The organism is Streptomyces sp. NPDC104581, assembly GCF_055583685.1.
In genome coordinates, this window is sequence record NZ_JBVJNN010000019.1 from 67,477 (window position 1) to 91,021 (window position 23,545).

The window sequence follows — 23,545 nt, forward strand, 5'->3', positions numbered from 1 at the left end:
TTTTTCTCTAGGGGGGGGGAGGCACACCCCCACTATCCCCCTTACCCCGGCCGCCCGGGAAGAGGGGGGGGGGGACAACCGGGAGCGTGGTTTCCCCCCCTCCGCCATTCGTCCGCGCGCCTCAGACCTGTGCCGCCGGATGGTCCCAGACCGCCTGCACCCGCTTGCCCTCCGGCAGCGGCCGGATCTCCACGCGGCTCGCCAGCCTCAGCACCATGTGCCAGCCGAATCCGCCGCCGCCGCCGTAATCGGGGTCGCGCGCCACGGGCGGCTGCGGGCTCGAATCGTCGATCTCCACGACCAGCGACTCCCGCTTGACCGTGAGATGCAGCCGCCACCAGCCGGAGGTGTGCCGGACGGCGTTGGCCACCAGTTCGGAGACGACCAGCAGGACCGCGTCCAGATCGGCCCAGGGGCAGTGCTGCGTCAGGAAGTCGGCGGCGGCCCTGCGGGCGGACGCGGTGTCACGGTCCGGTGATTCCACGATCACCACATGCGGTTCTTCACTCATCTCACCGGCTCGCCTACCCCGTTCTCGGGCAACCATGAAGTATCACCGCGGGGAGCCGGCCCGCCGGAACGGAACGGGCCGACCGGCCGCCACCAGGAACGGGGGTGCGAATCCCGCCGGGCGCAGGGCGGCCGTGACCGCCTCCGCCATGAGTACATGCCCGCGGTCGCCGGGATGCAGTCCGTCCACCAGGTGTTCCGCGCGCAGCAGGTCCCGGCCCGGCAGCAGCAGAAGCCGCTCGTCGCCCGCCGCGACGCTGTCGCGTACGGCTTCCTCCATGGCCGTGCGGAGGTCCGCGAGCGTCGCCCCGAGCGCGTTCCGCGTGTGCTCGGCGGCGGGCCGCAGCACCGGCGAGAGCAGCAGCAGCGGCGTGGCGGGCTGCCCGTCGCGTACGAGGGCCAGGAACGCGCGCACCGTCTCGTAGAGCAGCGGCGCCGAGTACGGGGCCCCGGACCAGCAGTTGGTACCGAAGGCCAGGGTGAGCAGCTCGGCGGGGAGCGCGGCGATCTGGGTGGCGGTGACGAGTTCGCCGCGGGCGGCGCCCGCGTAACCGAGATTGACCGTGTCCAGTCCGAGCGCGCGGCCCGCGACCGCGGGCCAGGAGTGCGCGGGGCGCGTCGACCACCAGCCCTCGGTGATCGAGTCGCCGTGGACGATCCAGCGCGGGCGCGGCGGCGCCGGGGTGACCGAACCGCCGGCCGGCCGCAGGCCGAGGACCGCCGGCGCGTGCGCCTCGGGGAGATGGACCGTGAACGGGCCGGGGGACGCGGGCAGTGCGATCCGGACCGACCGCTCCCGCGCCGGTTCGGTGAACGTCTCGCCCAGGAGGCGCCCGTCCTCCCAGAGGGCGAAGCCGTGGGCGAGTTCGGACAGCGGGTCCCCGGCCTCGGGCACACCGGCGCGGTAACGGATCTCCAGGGCGTGGGCCCCCTCGGAGACGAACTCCAGCCGCACACCGATCGGGAGCGCCGCGCGCTCGGCGATGTCCCACGGCAGCCGGGTCAGATCGGCGGGATCGGCGCGCGTCACGCGGTCGCCGTCCCGCCAGCCCACGCCGCGCAGGAAGGGGATGGGATCCAGCCAGCTCATCGTCCTCCTCGATCGCGATCGGCCGCGGCGGGGCGCCGCCCGGCGCGCGTACCCGCCGCCCGCGGCCCCGATCACATGAGTGCCCCGAACAAGGCCCGAAATGTTCCGCCGTCCTCGCGGTACTCCGTCGACGTCCCGGTGATCGTGCGGCGGCGGACCCGGCCCGGCGGGGACCACCCGGCCGGTCCGCGGAATCCGGCGGACCGCCGGCCGCATGGTCTACTTCGGATACGGGGGCGCGCCGCCCCCGGCCGGCCACGGCACACCCGCCACCAGCAGAGAAGTGACCCCACCCGCAGTGCGACTGAACAAGCTCGACGAACGCATCGTGCACGCCCTCGCCGAGGACGCCCGCCGCTCCTTCGCGGACATCGGCTCCGAGGTCGGCCTCTCGGCGCCCGCGGTCAAGCGGCGGGTCGACCGGCTGCGCGCCGAGGGCGCCATCACCGGCTTCACCGTACGGGTGGACCCGGCGGCGCTCGGCTGGGAGACCGAGGGGTTCGTCGAGATCTACTGCCGTCACAAGACCTCGCCCGAGGACATCCGGCGCGGCCTGTCGCGCTACCCGGAGGTGGTGTCCGCCTCGACCGTCACCGGTGACGCGGACGCCGTCGTCCAGGTCTTCGCCTCCGACATGCGCCACTTCGAGCGGGTGCTCGAACAGATCGCGGGGGAGCCGTACGTGGAGCGTACGAAGTCCGTGCTGGTGCTCTCACCGCTGCTCAGACGCTTCTCCTCGGGCGCACCGGGCTGACGGGCCCCCCGCCGGGTCCGGCGCCGGGGCTCCCGTCCCCTGTGCGGGAGCCCCGGCCGTCACCGCCGGCTCAGAGCCGCGGCTGCCAGGGCAGCACCGTGAAGTCGCCGGTGCCGGCCCTGACCTTCTCGAACGGCGCCGAGCTGACGCACTTGGGCAGTGGACCCTGGTCGACCGGGCTGCCGGTGGAGGCCCAGCTGTAGCCGAGCCGGTCCGCGCGGCCCAGGTCGTGGACGGTGACGCCGACCCGCCTGCCCTCGGCCCCCTCCAGATCGGACTCGGTGATGACGCCGCTGACGACCGCCACCTTCCCGCCGGTCAGCAGGCAGTCGACCTTCACCTCGGCCGAGGCGCCCTCGCCGTTCAGACGGTGGCTGAAGCGGAAGGTGCCGGTGGCCCTGCTCGGATCGTCCGTGTCCCCGGCGGCGAGGTGCGCGTCGAAGCTGAAGGTGATGTCGTCACCGAGCGAGCGGTAGAGCTTGGCCGTGCCGGTCAGTGCCGCCGCCTCCCGGGCGGTGCCCCGGTCTCCCGCCCCGGCGCCCCGGCCGTCGGACGCGGCGGCCGATCCGCCGCCGGCGGCGGCGCCGGTGGCGATCAGCAGGGCGGTTCCCAGCGCGGCGGCACGGGTGCGGCGGCGGGCGGACGGTGCGGCAGACCTCATGGAGGGCCCTTTCTCGGGAGTACCGGTCGCGCCGGTACGGACGTCACTGCGGATGTCGTGCGCCCGGTACCTGCCGGGCACGACCACCGTCCCGCGCCGGACCCCTGCCGGACGTCACGCCAGGGTCCCCACCCGCTCCGCCGCACGGCGGAGAACCGGTTACGACCGGCGGTGCAACGAATCGCCGTACGCGGGCCCGAACACGCAACGATTGGCCCGCCCACACGCAACACAGGCGCCTTGTCGGGGCGGAAGCCGGAGCCGTACCTTCGAGACGTCCCCCCGAACACCATGACGTCCCGAGGTCCGCCATGCCGTCTTCGCGTATCGCCCTGCTCCAGAGCTCCGGCCGGCCCGGCGACGCCGTGAAGAACGTCGAGATCCTCGCGGGCGCGGCCCGACAGGCCGCCGACGGCGGGGCGGGGCTGCTGGTCTGCCCCGAGATGTTCCTCACCGGATACGCCATCGGCGCCGATGTGTCCCGGCTGGCCGAGACCGCGGACGGACCGGCCTCCGAGGCCGTGGCCCGGATCGCGGCCGAGCACGGCGTCGCGGTCCTCTACGGCTACCCGGAGCGGTCCGGGGACGGCGCGAACCTCTACAACTCCGCGCGGCTGATCGGCCCGGACGGCGCCGCCCTGGCCGACTACCGCAAGACCCACCTCTTCGGCGGCTTCGAGCGGGAGTGGTTCACACCGGGCGACACCCCGGTCGTCCAGGCCGAACTCGGCGGTCTGCGGGTGGGGATCATGATCTGCTACGACGTCGAGTTCCCGGAGAACGTACGCGCCCACGCCCTCGCCGGTACGGATCTGCTGCTGGTGCCCACCGCCCAGATGCACCCCTTCCAGTTCGTCGCCGAATCGCTCGTCCCGGTACGCGCCTTCGAGAACCAGATGTACGTGGCGTACGTGAACCGGACAGGTCCCGAGGGGGAGGACGGGTCCGCGTTCGAGTTCGTCGGGCTGAGCTGTCTGGCCGGTCCCGACGGCACCACCCGCTCCCGCGCGGGACGCGGCGAGGAGTTGCTCATCGGGGACGTCGACCCCGGCCTGCTGCGGTCCTCGCGCGCCGCCAACCCGTATCTGCGCGACCGGCGCCCCGGCCTGTACGGCTCGCTGAACTGACCGCGCCCCCGCTCCGCCCGCCCCGCCCCGGCCCCGTAACCCCCGCCGCCGCTCCCGTCCTTCCCCCGCAAGGAGTCCGTACCCCATGACGTCCACGGTGCCCACCTCCGTCCCGCACAGCGAGGACCGGCCGCCGGCCGGCCTGCCGCCGATCACCATGTTCGGGCCGGACTTCCCGTACGCGTACGACGACTTCCTCGCCCACCCCGCGGGCGTCGGCCAGATACCGGCGACCGAGCACGGCGCCGAGGTCGCCGTCATCGGCGGCGGTCTGTCCGGCATCGTCGCCGCGTACGAGCTGATGAAGATGGGCCTGCGGCCGGTCGTCTACGAGGCCGACCGGATCGGCGGCCGGCTGCGCACGGTGGGCTTCGACGGCTGCGACCCCGAACTGACCGCGGAGATGGGCGCGATGCGCTTCCCGCCGTCCTCCACCGCGCTCCAGCACTACATCGACCTGGTGGGCCTGGTCACCGAGCCGTTCCCCAACCCCCTTTCCCCCGGCACCCCTTCGACCGTCGTGGACCTCAAGGGCGAGTCGCACTACGCGCGCACGATCGACGACCTGCCGCAGGTCTACCGCGACGTCATGGCCGCCTGGAACACCTGTCTGGAGGAGGGCGCCGACTTCTCCGACATGAACCGCGCCATGCGCGAGCGCGACGTACCGCGCATCCGGGAGATCTGGGCGCGGCTGGTGGAGAAGCTCGACAACCAGACCTTCTACGGCTTCCTCTGCGACTCCGACGCCTTCAAGTCCTTCCGGCACCGGGAGATCTTCGGCCAGGTCGGCTTCGGCACGGGCGGCTGGGACACCGACTTCCCCAACTCGATCCTGGAGATCCTGCGCGTCGTCTACTCCGAGGCCGACGACCACCACCGCGGCATCGTCGGCGGCAGCAGCCAACTGCCGCTGCGGCTCTGGGAGCGCGAACCGGTCAAGATCACACACTGGCCGCTCGGCACCTCGCTCTCCTCCCTGCACGGCGGCGCCCCGCGCGGCGCCGTGACCCGGCTGCACCGCACGGCGGGCGACCGGATCACCGTCACCGACGCGTCCGGTGACATCCGTACCTACCGGGCCGCCGTGTTCACGGCGCAGTCCTGGCTGCTGCTCTCCAAGATCGACTGCTCGGACTCGCTCTTCCCGATCGACCACTGGACGGCGATGGAGCGCACCCACTACATGGAGTCGTCCAAGCTGTTCGTGCCGGTGGACCGGCCGTTCTGGCTGGACGGGGCCGTCGACGACAGGGGCGAGCCGACCGGCCGCGACACGATGTCGATGACCCTCACCGACCGGATGACGCGCGGTACCTACCTCCTGGACAACGGCCCCGACAAGCCGGCCGTCATCTGCCTCTCCTACACCTGGTGCGACGACAGCCTGAAGTGGCTGCCGCTGTCGGCGAACGAGCGGATGGAGGTCATGCTGAAGTCCCTCGGCGAGATCTATCCGGACGTGGACATCCGGGGGCACGTCATCGGCAGCCCGGTGACGGTGTCCTGGGAGAACGAGCCGTACTTCATGGGCGCGTTCAAGGCGAACCTGCCGGGCCACTACCGCTACCAGCGCCGGCTGTTCACCCACTTCATGCAGGACCGGCTGCCCGCGGACAAGCGCGGGATCTTCCTCGCCGGGGACGACATCTCGTGGACGGCGGGGTGGGCGGAAGGCGCCGTACAGACCGCGCTCAACGCCGTGTGGGGTGTGATGAGGCACTTCGGCGGCGCCACGGACGCGACGAATCCCGGACCGGGTGACGTCTTCGACGAGATCGCCCCGGTCGAACTGCCGGAGGACTGAGGGCGCGCGGGAGGGGGCCGGTGGCCGGGTGCGGCCGGCGGTCCGCCTGTACGGGGTGGCCGGCCCGTACGGGGTGACCCGGCCGTACGGGGTGCTCAGCCGTACGGCGTGAGCAGACACCGCCCCACCAGGCCCACCCCCGCGTCCATCCGCTCCCTGAACTCCTCCGCCAGTGGCGGCACTTCCCGCAGCCCCCAGAGCACCCGCGCCGACGACCAGGCCGACTCCAGAGCCCGTTCCAGACTCCAGGAGCAGAGCAGATGGGTGAGCGGGTCCCCGACCCGCGGCGCGCCGGGACCGGCCGGGTCCTCGTCGCCGACACGCTCCACGAGCGGCGCGAGCACGTCGCCGACGAGCCCGAACGCCGTCTCCAGCTCGGCCGGTCCACGGCCGCGCGCCCGGCAGAGGTCCACCACGGCGAGCGGCAGGTCGTACCCGACATGCGCGTTGACCCCCGCGAGCGCGAACTGCGCGGGCCGTACGCCAGGATGCCGCCGGTACTGGAACAGCGGCCGCCAGCCCGCCGGCGCCCGCCCGCCCACCGCCACCGCGTCGACCGCCGCCAGATACCGCTCGGCCAGGGCCGAACGCAGCGCGGCGGCCTCCCGCGCGGCGGTGCGACCGCCCCCGTACGCCGCACCGGTGTCGACGACGGACCGGGCGAGGCGGCTGAACACGGCCACCCCGTCGTCCGCCGGCCGGCCGCCGCACAGCGCGTCCAGCCGCCGCCGCACCGAGCCAGGCGCGTGTGTGCCGTCTTCGGGCCGGGCCGCGCAAAGCCGCATCTCCGCCATGGGGGGAGCGTCTCAGCACACGGGGCCACCGGGTGCCGGGGGACCGGGACTTCGTCAGAACGGGGGAAGGCCGGGCCCGGCGGTCACGGCTTCGGGGCGGGCCGCCGGTCTCCGTCGTCCCCGTTGTCGTACGTGGACGTGCCCGAGTCGAGCAGGGGGCCCTCGCCCTTCAGATGCGGCGGGGCGAAGGCGCGCAGCACGTGGTAGCCGACGATGACGACGAGCGAGCCGAGGGCGATGCCGCCGAGTTCGAAGCTGTCCGTGAACTTCAGCGTGACCCCGCCGACGCCGATGATGATGCCCGCCGCGGCCGGCACCAGATTCAGCGGATTGCGCAGATCCACCCCGGCGTTGATCCATATCTGTGCGCCGAGGAGTCCGATCATGCCGTAGAGGATGACGGTGATCCCGCCGAGCACCCCGCCGGGAATCGCGGCGACGACCGCGCCGAATTTCGGACAGAGCCCGAAGAGCAGGGCGAACCCGGCGGCGGCCCAGTACGCCGCCGTCGAGTACACACGGGTCGCGGCCATCACACCGATGTTCTCGGAGTACGTGGTGTTGGGCGGCCCGCCGACGGCGGTGGAGAGCATCGACGCGGCGCCGTCGGCGGCGATCGCGGTGCCGAGCCTGCTGTCGAGCGAGTCGCCGGTCATCTCACCGACGGCCTTCACATGTCCGGCGTTCTCCGCGATCAGCGCGATGACCACGGGCAGCGCGACCAGGATCGCCGACCACTCGAAGCTCGGCGCGTGGAAGTCCGGGAGCCCGATCCAGTCGGCCTTGCCGACCAGGGAGAGGTCCAGCCGCCAGTGGTCCACGGACTCGGTGCCGCCGGCGGGGGAGTGGATCCGGCCGAAGATCCGGTCGAAGAGCCAGGACACGCCGTATCCGAAGAGCAGACCGAGGAAGATCGCCACCCGCGACCAGAAACCGCGCAGACAGACCACGGCCAGCGCGGTGAACACCATCACGAGCAGCGCGGTCCACTGGTCCTGCGGCCAGTACGTCTTGGCGGAGACCGGCGCCAGATTGAATCCGATCAGCATCACGACCGCGCCCGTCACGACCGGCGGCATCGCGGCGTGGATGATCCGGGCGCCGAAGCGCCGTACGGCCAGGCCGGAGAGGAAGAGCGCGACGGCGACGACGAGGACCGCGCCGGTCACGGTGGCGCTGTCGCCGCCCGACGCCCGGATGGTGGCGGCGACCCCGACGAACGACAGTGAGCAGCCGAGATAGCTGGGCACCTGGCCGCGGGTGGCCAGCAGGAAGACGACCGTCGCGACACCGGACATCATGATCGCGAGGTTGGGGTCGAGGCCCATCAGGACGGGCGCCACGAACGACGCGCCGAACATCGCCACGACGTGCTGCGCCCCGAGCCCGGCCGTTCGCGGCCAGGAGAGCCGTTCATCGGGCCGTACCACGGCGCCGGGTGCGGGAGTCCGCCCGTCGCCGTGGAGCGTCCAGCGCACACCGAGCTTCGTCAGGGGCTTCATGAGGGTGGCTCCACTTCCGGATCCGGCGCCGAACAGATGAGCGTCATCGTAGGTCCCCGGCGCCGGCGGCCCACGGGCGAGCCGGAACAACTGTTCGCGCATGATCCGCCCATGCCGCCGGAGCGCCCGGACCGAGCGCGCCCCGGCCCGTCGGCCTCACTCGCCGGACGGGCTCCTGAGCCCGTCCGGCAGGGTGGACGCGGACTTCGCCGTATCCGCCCCGGTGGCCGGAACCGCACGCCGGTCCCCGGTCCTCAGCACGCTCGCGCCCAGCACCAGACCGAAGGCCAGCACGGTCACCAGGCCGAACGAGGCCACCAGCGACGTCGCGTCGGCGACCGCGCCGATCGCCGAGGGGGCGATCAGCCCCGACGTGTAGGTGATGGTCGCGACGCCCGCGATGGCCTGGCTGGGATTCGGCCCGCTGCGCCCCGCGGCGGCGAAGGCCAGCGGTACGACCACCGCCACACCCAGCCCCACGAGGGCGAACCCGCCCATGGCGACCAGGGGACCGGGCGCGAGGACCACCAGCGCGCCGCCGAGGGTGGCGGAGACACCGCCGACCCTGACGCACCGCACGGCCCCGAAGCGGTCCACGACCCGGTCGCCGAGCAGCCGCGCGATCGCCATGGTGAGGGCGAAGGCCGTGGTGGAGGCGGCGGCGAGACCGGGGGATGTGTCCAGCACGTCCTCCAGGTACACCGCCGACCAGTCGAGGCTCGCGCCCTCCGCGAAGACCGCGCAGAAGCCGACGGCGCCGATGAGCAGCGCGGACCTCGGCGGCAGGGCGAAGCGCGGCGGCGGCTCGTCCTCGGGCGTGCTGCGCAGGTCGAGCACCCACCGGCAGGCGATCACACCGGTGACGGTGAGCACGGTGGCGGCGATCAGATGGTGCACCCGGGCGTCGCTGTCCAGGTGCGCCGCGAGCGTGCCGCCGGCGGAGCCGAGCAGTGCTCCCGTGCTCCACATGCCGTGCAGGCTGGACATGATCGACTTGTCGAGCCGGTTCTCGATCTCCACGCCGAGCGCGTTCATCGCGACGTCCGACATGCCCGACGTGGCGCCGTACACGAAGAGCGCCAGACAGAGCGTGAGCAGATTCGGGGCGAGCGCGGGCAGGGTGAGGGAGAGCGTCCACAGGGCGAGCAGTCCGCGCAGCGCCGTACGCGCGCCGAAGCGGTGGCTGATCGCGCCGGCCAGCGGCATCGCCACCGAGGCGCCGATGGCGGGGAAGGCGAGCGCGAGCCCCAACTGCCCGGCGCTCAGCGCCGCGTGGTCCTGGATCCAGGGGATACGGGTCGCGAAACTGCCGGTGACCGCGCCGTGCACACAGAAGACGGCGGCCACGGCGAACCGTGCCTGCCGCAGTCGCCGTGCGTCGAAGACCGGTGGTCCACTCTGCATTCCGTGCCGTCCTCCCCGTACGGCGCGCGGACGCCGTTCCAACAGTGCGGGCCGTAAACTATCAGGAACCCTGCCTGATAAATAGACGGCAGGAGCGCGATGAGATCGACGGACATCTGGAAGGATCCGGGCCATGGCCGCATCCCCGAGCACGGCACGGGCCATCAACGACCGCATCGCCCTGGAATTCCTCCAGGACGAGGGCCCGTTGACGGCGGGACAGCTCAAGACGCTCACCGGGCTCTCCCGGCCCACCGTCGCCGACCTGGTGGAACGGCTACAGGGCTCCGGGCTCGTCACGGTCGTGGGCGAGACGGGAGGCAGGCGCCGCGGCCCGAACGCGCGGCTGTACGGGCTGGTCGCCGACCGGGCCCATCTCGCCGCGCTCGACGTGCGGACGCAGAGCGTCGCCGTCCTCGTCACCGATCTCCTCGGGGCGACGCTCGCCGAGGCGGTGCTGCCCATCGGCAGCGACACGGGCACCGAACCGGCCGTCGAGGGCGCGGCGGCCCTGCTGGAGCGCACCGCCCGCGAGGCGGGCGCCGTACGCCTGCACAGCGTGGGCATCGGCGCGCCCGGCCTGATCGACCCCGTGACCGGCGAACTCCGTGAGACCAGCGGGCTGCCCGCCTGGCACCGAAGACTCGTCGCCGCGCTCCAGGAACGCCTGACCGCGAAGGTCCTCGTGGAGAACGAGACCAACCTCGCCGCCGTCGCCGAACAGCGCGTCGGCGCCGCACGCGACCGGGGCGCGGACAGCTTCGTACTGCTCTGGCTCGGCTTCGGCGTGGGCGCCGCCCTCGTGCTGGACGGCAAGGTCCGGCGCGGCGCGTCGGGCGGCGCCGGGGAGATCGGCTTCCTGCCCGTGCCGGGGACCTCGGGCCTGCCCTCCGCCACCGCCTGCGACGGCGGGTTCCACACGCTCGCCGGCTCGGCCGGCATCTGTGAACTCGCCGGGCGGCACGGCCTGTTCGCCGACGCCGGCCCCCAGGAGCCGCCCGCCGCGGCCGTCGTGCGCGCCGCCCACACGGCGGGCGCGGCGGGCGAGGCGTTCCTCGACGCCCTCGCCGCGCCGCTCGCGGTCGGCGCCGCGGCCATCAGCGCCGTGCTCGACCCCGGCAGGGTGGTCCTCGGCGGCGAGATCGGCCATGCGGGCGGAGCGGCGCTGGCGTCCCGTGTCGAGGCGCGCCTGACCGGGATCTCCCCCCTCCGTACGGAGGTCGTGGCGAGTTCCCTGGGCGGCGCCGCCGTGCTGCGCGGAGCGCTGCTGACGGCGCGGGACGCGGCCCAGAACGACCTGTTCACCCCACCGGGCTGAACCCGAACCGCTACGGCGGCGGGTCCCGCCGGCGGCCCGGCGGCACGGCCCGGCCGGCCGGCGTGTGCCCCGTGCCGCGCCTCACATCTTCCGCGTCGCGAGGAAGTCCTCGAACGTCTCCCGGCCCACGGCCCGTTCGGGCGCCAGCTGAGCGCCCCGCCGCAAGCTCGCGTACACCCTGCCGAACAGCGGTAGGGCCACCAGCCGGCGCTTGTGGCCCGTCGCGCGCAGATACGCCCGGGCCAGATCCTCCAGCGTGCGGACCTCGGGACCCCCGAGGTCGGGCACCCGGCCCGCCGGCGGGCGCGCGGCCAGGTCCGCCAGCCGTGAGGCGACCTCCGCCGAGCCGATCGGCTGGAGGCTGACCCGGGCCGGCAGCACCGTGGCGACGGGCAGTCTCGTCGCGCCCTCCAGCATCCTCAGGACCTGATCGTGGAATTGGGTCGTACGCAGAATCGTCCAGCCGAGCCCCGAATCCTCGATCATCCGCTCGACGATCCGCTTCGTCCGGTAGTAGCCGACCGGCGGTCTGTCGCCCCCGACGACGGACACGTAGACGAGATGCGGAATCCCCGCGCGCACGGCCGACTCCACGAGATGCGCCGCCGCCCTGTCGTCACCGCCGCGCGTCGAGGTGGCGCAGTGCACGACCACGTCCACACCCCGCAGCGCCTCGTCCAGGGCCCTGCTGTCGTCGTCGCGCAGATCGACGGCGTACGGGTGTGAACTCCGGCTCAGCGCGCGGACGGTGTGCCCGTCCGTGCGCAGCCGGTCCACGACCTGTCTGCCGAGTGTTCCCGTACCACCGGTCACGAGGATTGTCGCCATGGCCCAAGCCTGCCAGCGTGTGACGCCCCGTGTGACGAGAGGGTGTTGGGGAGTGCCGTGGAGATCCCGCCACGTCTCCCGTGCCCTCCCGCGACCACCGCCCGGCCGCCGGCCGGACCACCGTCTGTGATTCGGCGCACACACCCGCGATGGCCGACGATCAGGCGTGGCACACTGGTCCCGTACCAGCAGCAGCGCACTCCGGGGTCGGTGCAATTCCGAACCGGCGGTTACAGTCCGCGACCCGACCGCTTCCAGCGGCCGGTTGACCAGGTGAAATTCCTGGACCGACGGTGAAAGTCCGGATGGGAGGCAGTGCGCGGCGGGCCGTCACCGGTATGCCGCCGTCGGCGGATCGTCCTCGGACGCTCCGTCCATCGGTCCGGCGTTCCCGTGCGCGTTTCCCGTTTCTCTGTCGTCTTCGACAGGCCCCGGAGTCCGTGCCCCAGAGGCAGGGAGGACCCGGTGGCCACCACCACGGCCGACACCGACGCCATGCGGCGGGCCGTCACGCTCGCCGCCCGCGCCCTCGGCGCCACCAGCCCCAATCCGGTTGTCGGATGCGTGATCCTCGACGCCGCCGGCCGGCCCGCGGGCGAGGGATTCCACCGGCGGGCCGGGGGCCCGCACGCCGAGATCCACGCCCTGCGCGCGGCCGGCGGCCGGGCCGCGGGCGGCACCGCGTACGTCACCCTCGAACCGTGCGACCACACCGGCCGCACCGGACCCTGCTCCCGGGCGCTCGTCGAGGCCGGGATCGCCCGGGTCGTGTACGCGGTCGGCGACCCCGACCCGCGGGCGACCGGCGGCGCCGGGACCTTGCGGGCGGCCGGAGTCCGGGTCGAGCAGGGCCTGCTCGCCGACGAGGCGGAGGCGGGCAACGCGGCCTGGCTCACCTCCGTACGCCTCGGCCGCCCCCATGTCCTGTGGAAGTACGCCGCCACGCTCGACGGCCGGATCGCGGCGGCCGACGCCACCAGCCGGTGGATCACCTCCGCCGAGTCGCGCGCCGACGTCCACCGCCTCCGCGCCGAGGCCGACGCCGTCGTCGCCGGCTCGGGAACCGCGCGCGCGGACGACCCGCACCTCGCGGTCCGCGGCGTCGAGGGCGCCGTCCAGCCGCTGCGGGTCGTCGTCGACACCGATGCCACCGCCGTACGGCCCGGGGCACGCGTCCTGGACGGCGCGGGGCCCACGCTGATCGCCGTCGCCGACGACGCGGACACCACGCACCTGAAGGCGGCCGGTCCCGGCGGGGCGCCGGTGGACGTCCTGCGGCTGCCGCGCGCCGAACGGGGGCTGTCGGTACCCGCCTTGCTCGCCGGCCTGCACGCGCGCGGGGTCCGTTCCGTACTCCTCGAAGGCGGTCCGACGCTGGCCGGTGCCTTCGTCGCGGCGGGGGCCGTCGACAAGGTCGTCGGCTATCTCGCGCCCGTTCTGCTGGGCGCAGGACCGGCCGCGCTCGGCGACGCCGGAATCACCACCCTCACCGGGGCGTTGCGCCTGCGGATGACCGGGACCGCACGTGTCGGCCCCGATCTGCGTGTCACCGCCGTACCGGAACACGCCGTACCGGAACCCGCCGCACCCGCGGGCGCCGTCCCCGAAAGCACCGTGGCCGCGGGCACCGCCCCCATGGGCGCCGCGGCCGTCACCACTCCCAAGGAGCGCTGAGTGTTCACCGGAATCGTCGAAGAACTGGGTGAGGTCACCGCCGTCGAGAATCTCGGCGACTCCTCCCGCTTCCGGCTGCGCGGCCCCGCCGTCACCGAAGGCGCCAAGCACGGCGACTCCATCGCCGTCAACGGCGTCTGCCTCACCGTCGTCGACCTCGAAGAGGGCGGCGAGTTCACCGCCGACGTCATGGCCGAGACCCTCGACCGCTCCAGCCTCGGCGCGCTCGTGCCCGGCGCCCGGGTCAATCTGGAGCGGCCCATGGCCGTCGGCGGCCGGCTCGGCGGCCACATCGTCCAGGGCCATGTCGACGGCACCGGCACCGTCGTCGGCCGCGAGAAGTCCGAGCACTGGGAGGTCGTCAAGGTCTCGCTCCCCGCCGCTCTCGCCCGCTACGTGGTCGAGAAGGGCTCCATCACCGTCGACGGCGTCAGCCTCACCGTCGTCGAGGCGGGCCCCGACCACTTCACCATCAGCCTCATCCCCACCACCCTCGCGCTCACCACCCTCGGCATCAAACAGCCCGGCGACCCGGTCAACCTGGAGGTCGACGTGATCGCCAAGTACGTGGAACGCCTGCTGGCCTTCCCCGCCCCGGACGCCGGGGGGCCGGTCCGATGAGCGCCATGCCCTCCTGGCCGGCCATGGACTGGCTGAACGCCGAGGCGTTCACCGCCTTCGGCCAGCACATCATCTGGTCCGACATGATCGGCAACTCCATCGGCCTGATCGCCCTGGTGCTCGGCTGGCGGCGCTCGATCCTCACCTGGCCCGCGCAGCTGCTCTCCGGTGTCGTCCTCGTCGCCGCCTACGCGTCGGCGCACCTGAGCGGCGGTGTCGGCAAACAACTCCTCGTCATCGGCGTGGCGTTGTGGGGCTGGCGGATGTGGCAGCGCGGCCGGCGGCAGGCGCAGGACGGCACGATCGCCGTACGGTTCGCCACCTGGCCCGAGCGCTGGCTGCTCCTCGGCGGCACGGCGCTGGGCACCCTCGCCGTCGGCGGCCTGTTCACCGCCGTGCCCGAACTGTCCTGGAACCCCTGGCCCGACGCGTACATCTTCGTCGGCACCCTCGCCGCGATGGTCGCCCAGGCACGCGGTCTGGTCGAGTTCTGGTTCGCCTGGCTCCTGGTCGACCTCGTGGGCGTACCGCTCGCCTTCAGCAGCGGACTCGCCTTCTCCGGCTTCGTGTACGTCGTCTACCTCGGTCTCGTCCTCTGGGGACTGCGTGACTGGTGGCTGCGCACCCGCGCCGGCACCCCGGCTCTGGAAGGAGCAGCAGCATGACCGCACAGCCCACCTGGTACTCCACGGACAACATCGAGGACTTCGCCCTCGACCCCGTGGAGAGGGCGATCATGGACATCGCCGCGGGCCGTCCCGTGGTGGTCGTCGACGACGAGGACCGCGAGAACGAGGGCGATCTGGTGATCGCCGCCGAGAAGGCGACCCCCGAGATCGTCGCCTTCATGATGAGCGAGTGCCGCGGACTGATCTGCGCGCCCATGGAGGGCGACGAGCTGGACCGGCTCGAACTGCCGCAGATGGTCGACCACAACACCGAGTCGATGCGCACCGCCTTCACCGTCTCCGTCGACGCGGGCCCGGCCCACGGCGTCACCACCGGCATCTCGGCCGCCGACCGGGCCACCACACTGCGGCTGCTCGCCGCCGGAAGCGCCGCCGGACCGGGCGACTTCGTCCGGCCGGGCCATGTCTTCCCGCTGCGCGCCAAGCCGGGCGGGGTGCTCGTACGCGACGGCCACACGGAGGCCGCCGTCGATCTGGCCCGGCTCGCGGGGCTGCGGCCGGCCGGGGCGATCGTCGAGATCGCCGGCGAGGACGGCGTGATGCTCCGGCTGCCGGAGCTGATCCCGTTCGCGCGCAAGCACGGTCTGACGATCATCTCCATCGAGGACCTGATCGCGTACCGGCGATCGGCGGAGCCCACCGTCCGCCGCGAGGCCGAGGTCCGGCTGCCCACGGCGTTCGGCGAGTTCACCGCGTTCGGCTACCGGTCCACCGTCGACGGCGTCGAGCACGTCGCCCTCGTCCACGGTGACATCGGCGACGGCGCCGACGTCCTCGTCAGGATGCACTCCGAGTGCCTGACCGGCGACATCTTCTCCTCGCAGCGCTGCGACTGCGGTCCACAGCTCCAGGCGTCGATGCGGCGCGTCACGGAGGCGGGCCGGGGCGTCGTGGTCTATCTGCGGGGCCACGAGGGGCGCGGGATCGGTCTTCTCTCCAAGCTGCGCGCGTACGAACTCCAGGAGCGCGGGCACGACACCCTCGACGCCAACCTGGAGCTCGGCCTGCCCGCCGACGCGCGGGACTACGCGGCCGGGGCGCGGATCCTCGACGACCTCGGTGTGCGCAGCCTGCGGCTGATGACCAACAACCCCGACAAGATCGACGCGTTGACGCGGCACGGTCTCGACGTGACCGCCCGCGAGCCCATGCCCGTCCAGGCGGGGGAGCACAACCTGCGGTACCTGCGCACCAAGCGGGACCGGATGGGGCACGAACTGCCCTGGCTCGACCCGGCGGCCACCTCGGCCTGCGGCAACCAGTGACCACGACACGACCACGACGCACACGCTCCGGCACATCGGCACATCGGAACAACGGGAGAGACATGAGCGGCAAGGGTGCACCCGAACTGTCCGTCCGCAACTGCGGCGACCTGCGGGTGGCGGTCATCGCGGCCCTGTGGCACGAGAAGGTCATGGACGGGCTGGTCGACGGCGCCGTGCGCGCGCTGCGTGAACTGGGCATCGACGAGCCGACCCTGCTCCGGGTCCCCGGCAGCTTCGAGCTGCCCGTCGTCGCCAAGGTCCTCGCCGACCGGGGGTACGACGCCGTCGTCGCCCTCGGCGTCGTCATCCGCGGCGGGACCCCCCACTTCGACTACGTGTGCCAGGGCGTCACCCAGGGCCTGACACAGGTCTCGATCGACACCGGGGTGCCCGTCGGATTCGGCGTACTGACCTGCGACACCGAGGAGCAGGCGCTCGACCGGGCCGGGCTGGAGGGCTCGAACGAGGACAAGGGGCACGAGGCCGCCACCGCGGCCGTCGCCACGGCGGCCACCCTGCGTACGGTCGCCGAACCCTGGCGCTGACGGTCCGTGCGGACCGCGTAGGGTGGTCCTCACCATGTCGAAGACGTTCGAGGAGCTCTTCACCGAGCTCCAGCAGAAGGCCGCCACGGGCGACCCCGCCACCTCCCGCACCGCCGAGCTGGTGGACAAGGGAGTGCATGCCATCGGTAAGAAGGTCGTCGAAGAGGCCGCCGAGGTGTGGATGGCGGCCGAGTACGAGGGCCCCGAAGCCACCGCCGAGGAGATCTCGCAGCTGCTGTACCACGTCCAGGTGATGATGGTCGCGCGCGGGATCTCGCTCGACGACGTCTACTCCCATCTCTGAGCACCACCTCCGGCGGCCCGTGGCCCCGCGCCCGCGGACGTACGGCCGCGCCGGCGCCCCGGCCCCCTGACCCCGCTCCCGTCCACTGTTCCTTCCCCCGCTCCCACGCATACGTAAGGAAGCCGCTGTCATGCTGCGTATCGCCGTCCCCAACAAGGGTTCACTCTCCGGGGCAGCGTCGGCGATGCTCCATGAGGCCGGCTACCAGCAGCGCAAGGAGTCCAAGGAACTCGTCCTGGTCGACCCGGAGAACGAGGTCGAGTTCTTCTACCTGCGCCCCCGCGACATCGCGATCTACGTGAGCTCCGGGCGTCTCGACATCGGCATCACCGGACGCGACCTGCTGCTCGACTCGGGCGCGGGCGCCGAGGAGATCCTGCCGCTCGGATTCGCCCGCTCCACGTTCCGCTTCGCGGCCAAGCCCGGCACGGCCACCTCCGTCGCCGACTTCGGCGGGCTGACGATCGCCACCTCCTACGAGGGCATCGTCGTCAAGTACCTCGCCGACAAGGGCGTGGACGCCTCCGTCGTCCACCTCGACGGCGCCGTCGAGACCGCGATCGAACTGGGCGTCGCGCAGATCATCGCCGACGTCGTGGAGACCGGCACCTCGATGCGCAACGCCGGCCTGGAAGTCGTCGACGAACCGATCATGAGGTCCGAGGCGATCGTCGTCCGCCGCAACGGCGCGGACACCGGCGACCCCAAGGTCCAGCAGTTCCTGCGCCGCCTCCAGGGCGTCCTGGTCGCCCGCACGTACGTGATGATGGACTACGACTGCCGCGCCGAGCACCTGGAGCGCGCCGTCGCCCTCACCCCCGGCCTGGAGTCGCCCACCGTCTCGCCGCTGCACAACGAGGGCTGGGTCGCCGTCCGCGCGATGGTCCCGTCCAGGGAGGCGCAGCGCATCATGGACGACCTGTACGAACTGGGTGCCCGCGCCATCCTCACCACGGCCATCCACGCCTGCCGCCTGTGAAGGACGTACCCCTGATGCCCGTGCCGGCCGCCCGCCCCGAACTCCCCGCCCCGCCCGCACTTCCCGTGACGTTCCGGCCGAACGGCACCCGCGCCGTCCTGCTCTCGGTCGGCACGGTCATGCTCGTCGTCATCACGGCCATGTCCGTGATGCTGGAGAAGCTCAACGCGGGGGAGCGCGTCAGCTTCGTCTTCGTCGGTCTGCTCTTCTTCGGGGTGCTGGTCCTCCTCAGCCGCCCCAAGGTCGTCGCCGACGGCACGGGAGTCACCGTCGTCAACATCACCCGCACCCGGCGGCTGGAGTGGGCCGAGATCCTGCGCGTCAACCTGCGCGTCGGCGACCCGTGGGTCTTCCTCGACCTGAGCGACGGCACCAGCCTGGCCGTGCTGGGCATCCAGCCCGGCGTCGCCAAGCAGAAGGCCGTGCGCGACGCACGGACGCTGCGCACCCTCGCGGAGTCGCACGGCACCGGCGCGGAGACGGCCGGGGAGGCCGGCGCGGGCACATCCCCCGGCCCCGCCAAGGGCGCCGGTACGGACGCCGCCGGGAACGCGGGTACGGACGCCGGTACGGACGCGTCCCGGGACACCGGTCCGGCGTGAACATTGCGGTGCCCGCGCCAGTGGCTACTCTGGGGACGGAGGCGCCAGGTGCGCCCCGCCCCGCATCCGACGGCCGTGAGTACCGGCCCGCGGGGCATCCTGCGACCCGAGGAGTGACTCCCTCCAGCAATGGACGGATCATCCGGTAGTACCCGCGCCGCCGCCTTCGAAGAGGCGGCGGCATGACCATCCCCCTTCTGCTGCTCGCCGCGGCATTCCTTCTCATCCTGGCCAACGGATTCTTCGTCGCGGCCGAGTTCGGCCTCGTCACCGTGGACCGCCCGGACGCCGAGCGCGCGGCGGCGGCCGGCGACCGCCGCGCCCGCGCCGTCGTCAGGTCCCTCCGGGAGCTGTCCTTCCAGCTGTCCGGCACCCAGCTCGGCATCACCATCACCTCGCTCGTCGTCGGCATGCTGGCCGAGCCCGCGCTCGCCCGGCTGCTCGACGGCCCGCTCACCGCGACGGGGCTCCCCGAGGGCGCCGTGCCCGGAGTCGCCGTGGTGACCGGTGTGCTGCTGGCCTCCGCCGTCCAGATGGTCATCGGCGAGCTCGTACCGAAGAACTGGGCCGTCTCCCGGCCGTTGCAGGTCGCGCGCTTCGTCGCGGGCCCGCAGCATCTGTTCGCCACCGTCCTGCGGCCCGTGATCACCCTGCTCAACGCGGTGGCCAACCGGCTGGTGCGGCTGTTCGGCGTCGAGCCCACCGACGAGCTGGCCTCCGCCCGTACACCCGGTGAACTGGTCTCGCTGGCCCGGCACTCCGCGCTCGCCGGCGCCCTCGAACAGGACACGGCGGACCTCTTCGTACGGACCCTGTCCCTCGGCCACCTCACCGCGCAGCACGTGATGACCCCGCGCGTGAAGGTCATAGCCCTCCAGTGGGACGCGACGGCGGCCGACGTGCTCAACCTGACGCGTGCCACCGGACTCTCTCGGTTCCCGGTCTACCGCGAGCGCATCGACGAGATCGTCGGCATGGCCCATCTCAAGGACGCGCTCGCCGTCCCGGCGCAGGAGCGCCGGCGCGTACCGGTCGGCCGGATCTCCGTGCAGCCCCAGCTCGTGCCCGAGACCCTGCCCGTGCAGCAGCTCCTGGAGCGCCTGCGCAGCGAGCAGCCCATCGCCGTGGTGATCGACGAGTACGGCGGCACGGCGGGGGTCGTCACCCTTGAGGACATCATCGAGGAGCTCGTCGGCGAGGTCCTGGACGAGCACGACAGCGTGGGCGACGGACGGCCCGAACTCGCCTCCGTCGCCACCGACGACGGACGGCCCGCCTGGGACGCCGAGGGCAGCTGCCGGGTCCTCACGCTCCAGCGGATAGGGCTCGAAGTGCCCGACGGGCCCTACGAGACGGTGGCGGGACTGGTCGCCGACCTGCTGGGCCGGATCCCCGCGCCCGGCGACCGCGCCGAGCTGCCCGGCTGGCGGCTCTCCGTCCGGCAGGTCGGGCGCTACCGGGCCGAGCGGGTACGCCTCGTGCGCACCGGCGACGTCCCCGCGCCGGTCCCGGCGGCGGCCCGCACCTCGGCGACGCCGGGGGCCACCGTCCCGACGGCGGCCCCCGCCCCCGCCGCGAGCCCGGCGCGGGCTCCCGCGAAGGTTCCCGCGAAAGCGGAGGCGGCCCGGTGAGCGCCCTCCAACTCCTCTTCGCCGCCGTGCTGGTCCTCGCCAACGGATTCTTCGTCGGAGCCGAGTTCGCGCTCGTCTCGGTGCGCCGCAGCCAGATCGAACCGCTGGCCGCCGGGGGATCGGCCCGAGCGCGGCAGGTGCTGCACGGCCTGGAGAACCTCCCGCAGATGATGGCCGCCGCGCAGTTCGGCATCACGATCTGCTCCCTGACGCTCGGCGCCGTCGCCGAGCCCACCGTGGCCCGGCTCCTCGAACCGCTCTTCCACGCGGCCCATGTGCCCGAGGGGCTGATCCATCCCCTGGGCTTCTTCGTCGCCCTCGCCGCGGTCGTCTTCCTGCACCTCGTCATCGGCGAGATGGTCCCGAAGAACCTCGCCATGGCAGCCCCGGAGAGGACCGCGATCTGGCTCAGCCCCGGGCTCGTCGGCTTCGCCCGGCTCTGCCGCCCCGTCACCGCGGCCCTCGGCGCCTGCGCCGGCCTGGTCCTGCGGGCCTTCGGCGTCGAGCCCAAGGACGAGGTGGAGGCCGTCTTCACCAGCGAGCAGCTCAACCGGCTGGTGGAGGACTCCGGTCAGGCCGGTCTCCTCGAACCGGCGGAGCAGGAGCGGCTGGAGGACGCCCTGGAGCTGGGCTCCCGGCCGGTCACCGACGTCCTGCTCACCCGGGCCGGGCTGGTGACGGTGACACCCGCCGTCACGCCCCGCGAGATCGAGGAGCTGACGGTCCGCACCGGCTTCTCCCGCTTCCCGGTCTGCGCCGACCGCACCGGGGCCTTCATGGGGTACGTGCACGTCAAGGACGTCCTCGACCTGGAGGAGCGGGAGCGCGCCGTACCGCAGCACATCTGGCGGCCGATGACGACCCTGCGGGCCGAACTGCCACTGGACGACGCCCTCACCGTGATGCGCCGGGCCGCCGCGCACCTCGCGCAGGTCGCCGACGGGTCGGGCCGGGTGCTGGGGCTCGTCGCGCTGGAGGACGTGCTGGAGACGCTGGTCGGTGAGGTGCGCGACCCGGCCCACCGGGAGGCGACGCTGCCGGTGGCGCTGCGGTCCGGCGGCAAGGCCGGCCCGCCCGATGCGTCGGACCAGGTCCTGGCGCACTGAACGCGCCCGCTCCCCGGCGCCGGGCGGCTCGGTCACCTCGGCCGCCGTCCGACGCCCGGGGGGCCGGGACCGTCGTCCGGCGCCGGGCGCGCGCCCCGGCCGGGTCAGAACTGCGGCGTGTCCCCCGGACCGCGCCCCCGGTCCAGCGGCCCCCGGCCGGACAGCACCTCGCCGTACGCCTGCATCAGATCCGGCAGCCGCAGCGTGGCGAGATCGTCGCGTCCCGGCGTGCTGCCGTAACCCGAGAGCCGCAGATCGCGGTAGGCGCAGCTCTTCTCGTAGAGGGTGCGCAGGAAGCGGCCGTTGCCCAGCTCGTCGATCCAGCCCTGGTCGACGACATGGCCGCTGATGCTGCGCAGCTCGTCCAGCGCCTCCTCGTCCCACACGTCGTCGTTCTCGGCGGCCAGTACCTCGCCGATCGCGGTCAGTTCGAGGGGCCGGTAGCTGGGGAAGTCGACGCGCGTCGTGAAGCGGGACGAGAGACCGGGGTTGGTGGCGAGCAGCCGGTCCATGCCCTCCGGATAGCCGGCGAGTATCACCACGAGATGGTTCCGGTTGTCCTCCGCGCGCTTCAGCAGCACCTGGAGGGCCTCGTCGCCGTACGCGTCGCCCTTGCTGTAGCCCGAGTTGGCGAGGCTGTACGCCTCGTCGACGAACAGCACGCCACCGATCGCCGAGTCGATCAGCTCGTTGGCCTTCACCGCCGTCTGGCCCAGGAACTCGCCGACCAGATCGGCCCGCTGGGCCTCGACCAGATGGTCACCGCCGAGCAGCCCGAGCGCGTAGAAGACCCGGCCGAGGATGCGCGCGACGGTCGTCTTGCCGGTGCCCGAGGGGCCGGAGAAGACGAAGTGACGCTTGGGGGGCTGTACGGGCAGCCCCTGGCCGGCCCGTAACCGCGCCATGTTCAGCTGTGCGGACAACGCCTTGACCTGGCGCTTCACCGGCTCCAGACCCACCATCCGCTCCAGCTCGGCCAGCGCCTCGGCGAGCAGGACCGGGTCGGTGGGGCGGTCGGGGAACTGCGGGGGAGCGGGCTGCGACGGTACGCCCGCCTTCTCCCGTATCCCGTCCACCGGGTCCACCGGGTTCGCCGGGACACCCACGCCGAAGGTGGACTGGCCGTCGGCGCCCGGCCGCGGGTCGGCGCCCTGCGGGTACTCGCCGTCGGTCTGCGCGTCCAGCGCGTCCTGGCCGAAACCTGCCAGCGCGACCGACGCGAGTCCCGCCGAGTCGTCCGCCCCGTCGTACCCGTCGGAGTCGGTGATGGCCGCGAGCCGGGCGGCGGTGTCCATGAAGGTCGGGTCCGTCCGGTGCACCGCCCGGTACAGCGGCAGCGCGGCGGCGCTGCGCCCGGTCCCCTCGTGCGCCCGCGCCAGCCAGTAGCGCAGCTCCTTGCGCTGCGGCTGTTCGCTGCGGCAGCGCATCAGCGAGGTCGAGAGCAGCGGCTCGGCCTGTCCGTACATCTCCAGCCGGACGCGTGCCATGCCCCCGAAGAGCCCGGCCTCGATGCCCAGCAGCGGGTCGTTGACGAGGGACTCGGTGTGGCGCACCAACTGGTCCCAGTCCTTGACCAGATAGGCCCGGCAGGCGTGCAGGAAGCGCACATGCGGATCGGCGTCCACGGGCGGCAGCCCGGCGAGCGCCCGGTCCAGCTCGGGCACGTGCCGGCCGTCGAGCCAGTGCGAGGCGTGCGCGAGCAGCAGATCGCGCCGGCTCTCCAGCACGGGCTGGACCCACCAGCCCAGCCAGTACCAGGAGTTGAGCGTGCGGCGGTGGCGGGAGCGCTGTTCGCCGAAGCGGTCACGGTGGCGGTACATGTGCAGCAGCGCGGCCGTGGTGTCGACCCGCAGCGCGTGCAGCCCCAGCCAGCCGTCCGCCATGCCGGGATCGAGCCGTACGGCCTCCCGGAACTCCTCCTCCGCCTGTGGATACGCCCCCATCGTGTAGGCGTCCACGCCACGTACCCACGCGAGATCGGCCGGGGCTCCAGCGCCCTGCGTGCCGATGTCCATCAGGCCCCCCACAAACCATGACCCCGTGATGTCCCGCCGGGCGGGCGCCCGTCGGCAGAGCGTGCTGAACCAGCTTGTCGTGGACGGGAATTGACCCCAGACCTACCCAACCAAGGGGCATCGTACCTGCGCAGAGGGTGCGCGATTAAGGGCGCGGTCCGCCCGCCCGCTCCGGTGACCCAGGGTGATCGCTGGGTGGGGGGCGGCGCCGGGAGACGGCGAAGAGGGCAGAACGAAGCCCCCGATCACGGGGGAACAACCGGGGGCTTCGCGTCTGCGGCGGCTCCGAAAAGCCGCACATTGAGAACGTAAGACC

The 23,545-nt window shown here is 72.9% G+C and carries 21 protein-coding genes, 1 pseudogene and 1 riboswitch; of the genes and pseudogenes, 14 read left to right on the forward strand and 8 right to left on the reverse strand.

What is annotated here, in order from left to right:
• Positions 1–121: 121 nt before the first annotated feature.
• Complete coding sequence (locus ACZ61E_RS17740) at positions 122–511, reverse strand: ATP-binding protein (RefSeq protein WP_469700539.1); 390 nt, start codon at positions 509–511, stop codon at positions 122–124.
• A gap of 42 nt (positions 512–553) precedes the next feature.
• Positions 554–1,600 (reverse strand): GDSL-type esterase/lipase family protein, encoded by a 1,047-nt coding sequence (locus tag ACZ61E_RS17745; RefSeq protein WP_469700540.1) that lies wholly within the window; start codon positions 1,598–1,600, stop codon positions 554–556.
• 298 nt (positions 1,601–1,898) lie between these two features.
• On the opposite strand from ACZ61E_RS17745, the gene ACZ61E_RS17750 reads away from it, so the two are divergent.
• Positions 1,899–2,354 (forward strand): Lrp/AsnC family transcriptional regulator, encoded by a 456-nt coding sequence (locus ACZ61E_RS17750; protein ID WP_078078353.1) that lies wholly within the window; start codon positions 1,899–1,901, stop codon positions 2,352–2,354.
• A 70-nt stretch (positions 2,355–2,424) separates the two neighbouring features.
• On the opposite strand, the gene ACZ61E_RS17755 is transcribed toward ACZ61E_RS17750, so the two are convergent.
• A complete protein-coding gene (locus ACZ61E_RS17755) occupies positions 2,425–3,015 on the reverse strand; it encodes a Repetin (protein ID WP_469700541.1) in 591 nt (196 codons plus the stop codon).
• A gap of 311 nt (positions 3,016–3,326) precedes the next feature.
• Between ACZ61E_RS17755 and ACZ61E_RS17760 the strand changes: the two genes are divergently transcribed.
• Complete coding sequence (locus ACZ61E_RS17760; RefSeq protein WP_469700542.1) at positions 3,327–4,142, forward strand: carbon-nitrogen hydrolase family protein; 816 nt, start codon at positions 3,327–3,329, stop codon at positions 4,140–4,142.
• Between the two features lie 85 nt (positions 4,143–4,227).
• A complete protein-coding gene (locus ACZ61E_RS17765; protein WP_469700543.1) occupies positions 4,228–5,949 on the forward strand; it encodes a flavin monoamine oxidase family protein in 1,722 nt (573 codons plus the stop codon).
• Between the two features lie 95 nt (positions 5,950–6,044).
• Here ACZ61E_RS17765 and ACZ61E_RS17770 read toward each other — a convergent pair whose 3' ends face one another.
• The 3 genes from ACZ61E_RS17770 to ACZ61E_RS17780 form a co-directional block, all read right to left on the reverse strand.
• Complete coding sequence (locus ACZ61E_RS17770; protein WP_469700596.1) at positions 6,045–6,734, reverse strand: DUF5995 family protein; 690 nt, start codon at positions 6,732–6,734, stop codon at positions 6,045–6,047.
• 92 nt (positions 6,735–6,826) lie between these two features.
• A complete protein-coding gene (locus tag ACZ61E_RS17775) occupies positions 6,827–8,245 on the reverse strand; it encodes a uracil-xanthine permease family protein (protein WP_469700544.1) in 1,419 nt (472 codons plus the stop codon).
• Positions 8,246–8,401: 156 nt separating this feature from the next.
• Positions 8,402–9,649 carry an MFS transporter gene (locus tag ACZ61E_RS17780; RefSeq protein WP_469700545.1) on the reverse strand — a complete coding sequence of 416 codons (1,248 nt, stop codon included), beginning with the start codon at positions 9,647–9,649 and terminating at the stop codon, positions 8,402–8,404.
• A 133-nt stretch (positions 9,650–9,782) separates the two neighbouring features.
• Between ACZ61E_RS17780 and ACZ61E_RS17785 the strand changes: the two genes are divergently transcribed.
• Entirely contained in the window at positions 9,783–10,967 is a 1,185-nt protein-coding gene (locus tag ACZ61E_RS17785) for an ROK family transcriptional regulator (protein WP_469700546.1), read from the forward strand.
• An 81-nt stretch (positions 10,968–11,048) separates the two neighbouring features.
• Here the strand turns inward: ACZ61E_RS17785 and ACZ61E_RS17790 are convergent, their stop codons facing one another.
• The gene (locus ACZ61E_RS17790; protein WP_469700547.1) at positions 11,049–11,795 is read right to left on the reverse strand and encodes an SDR family oxidoreductase; all 747 of its coding nucleotides are present in this window, start codon (positions 11,793–11,795) and stop codon (positions 11,049–11,051) included.
• 192 nt (positions 11,796–11,987) lie between these two features.
• A riboswitch (FMN riboswitch) is annotated at positions 11,988–12,118 on the forward strand.
• Between the two features lie 172 nt (positions 12,119–12,290).
• On the opposite strand from ACZ61E_RS17790, the gene ribD reads away from it, so the two are divergent.
• The 10 genes and pseudogenes from ribD to ACZ61E_RS17840 all read left to right on the forward strand — a co-directional run bounded on the left by ribD (position 12,291) and on the right by ACZ61E_RS17840 (position 21,214).
• Entirely contained in the window at positions 12,291–13,469 is a 1,179-nt protein-coding gene (gene ribD, locus ACZ61E_RS17795; protein WP_469700597.1) for a bifunctional diaminohydroxyphosphoribosylaminopyrimidine deaminase/5-amino-6-(5-phosphoribosylamino)uracil reductase RibD, read from the forward strand.
• A complete protein-coding gene (locus ACZ61E_RS17800) occupies positions 13,470–14,090 on the forward strand; it encodes a riboflavin synthase (RefSeq protein WP_469700548.1) in 621 nt (206 codons plus the stop codon).
• Positions 14,087–14,755 (forward strand): nicotinamide mononucleotide transporter family protein, encoded by a 669-nt coding sequence (locus ACZ61E_RS17805; protein WP_469700549.1) that lies wholly within the window; start codon positions 14,087–14,089, stop codon positions 14,753–14,755. Before ACZ61E_RS17800 ends, ACZ61E_RS17805 begins: the two co-directional genes overlap by 4 nt.
• The gene (locus ACZ61E_RS17810) at positions 14,752–16,044 is read left to right on the forward strand and encodes a bifunctional 3,4-dihydroxy-2-butanone-4-phosphate synthase/GTP cyclohydrolase II (protein WP_469700550.1); all 1,293 of its coding nucleotides are present in this window, start codon (positions 14,752–14,754) and stop codon (positions 16,042–16,044) included. The genes ACZ61E_RS17805 and ACZ61E_RS17810 overlap by 4 nt, the downstream gene beginning before the upstream one ends.
• A gap of 62 nt (positions 16,045–16,106) precedes the next feature.
• Positions 16,107–16,592: a 6,7-dimethyl-8-ribityllumazine synthase gene (gene ribH, locus ACZ61E_RS17815; RefSeq protein WP_469700551.1), complete on the forward strand. Its 486-nt coding sequence runs from the start codon at positions 16,107–16,109 to the stop codon at positions 16,590–16,592.
• Between the two features lie 34 nt (positions 16,593–16,626).
• Positions 16,627–16,896 (forward strand): phosphoribosyl-ATP diphosphatase, encoded by a 270-nt coding sequence (locus ACZ61E_RS17820; RefSeq protein WP_469700552.1) that lies wholly within the window; start codon positions 16,627–16,629, stop codon positions 16,894–16,896.
• Between the two features lie 130 nt (positions 16,897–17,026).
• Positions 17,027–17,875 (forward strand): ATP phosphoribosyltransferase, encoded by an 849-nt coding sequence (gene hisG, locus ACZ61E_RS17825; RefSeq protein WP_469700553.1) that lies wholly within the window; start codon positions 17,027–17,029, stop codon positions 17,873–17,875.
• Positions 17,876–17,889: 14 nt separating this feature from the next.
• Positions 17,890–18,354 (forward strand): annotated as a pseudogene (locus tag ACZ61E_RS17830) (PH domain-containing protein); the annotation flags it as partial.
• Between the two features lie 305 nt (positions 18,355–18,659).
• On the forward strand, positions 18,660–20,108 hold the full coding sequence (locus ACZ61E_RS17835) for a hemolysin family protein (RefSeq protein WP_469700554.1): 1,449 nt from the start codon (positions 18,660–18,662) through the stop codon (positions 20,106–20,108).
• Complete coding sequence (locus ACZ61E_RS17840) at positions 20,105–21,214, forward strand: hemolysin family protein (protein ID WP_469700555.1); 1,110 nt, start codon at positions 20,105–20,107, stop codon at positions 21,212–21,214. The genes ACZ61E_RS17835 and ACZ61E_RS17840 overlap by 4 nt, the downstream gene beginning before the upstream one ends.
• Before the next feature lie 104 nt (positions 21,215–21,318).
• On the opposite strand, the gene ACZ61E_RS17845 is transcribed toward ACZ61E_RS17840, so the two are convergent.
• A complete protein-coding gene (locus ACZ61E_RS17845; protein ID WP_469700556.1) occupies positions 21,319–23,229 on the reverse strand; it encodes an AAA family ATPase in 1,911 nt (636 codons plus the stop codon).
• Positions 23,230–23,545 lie beyond the last annotated feature (316 nt).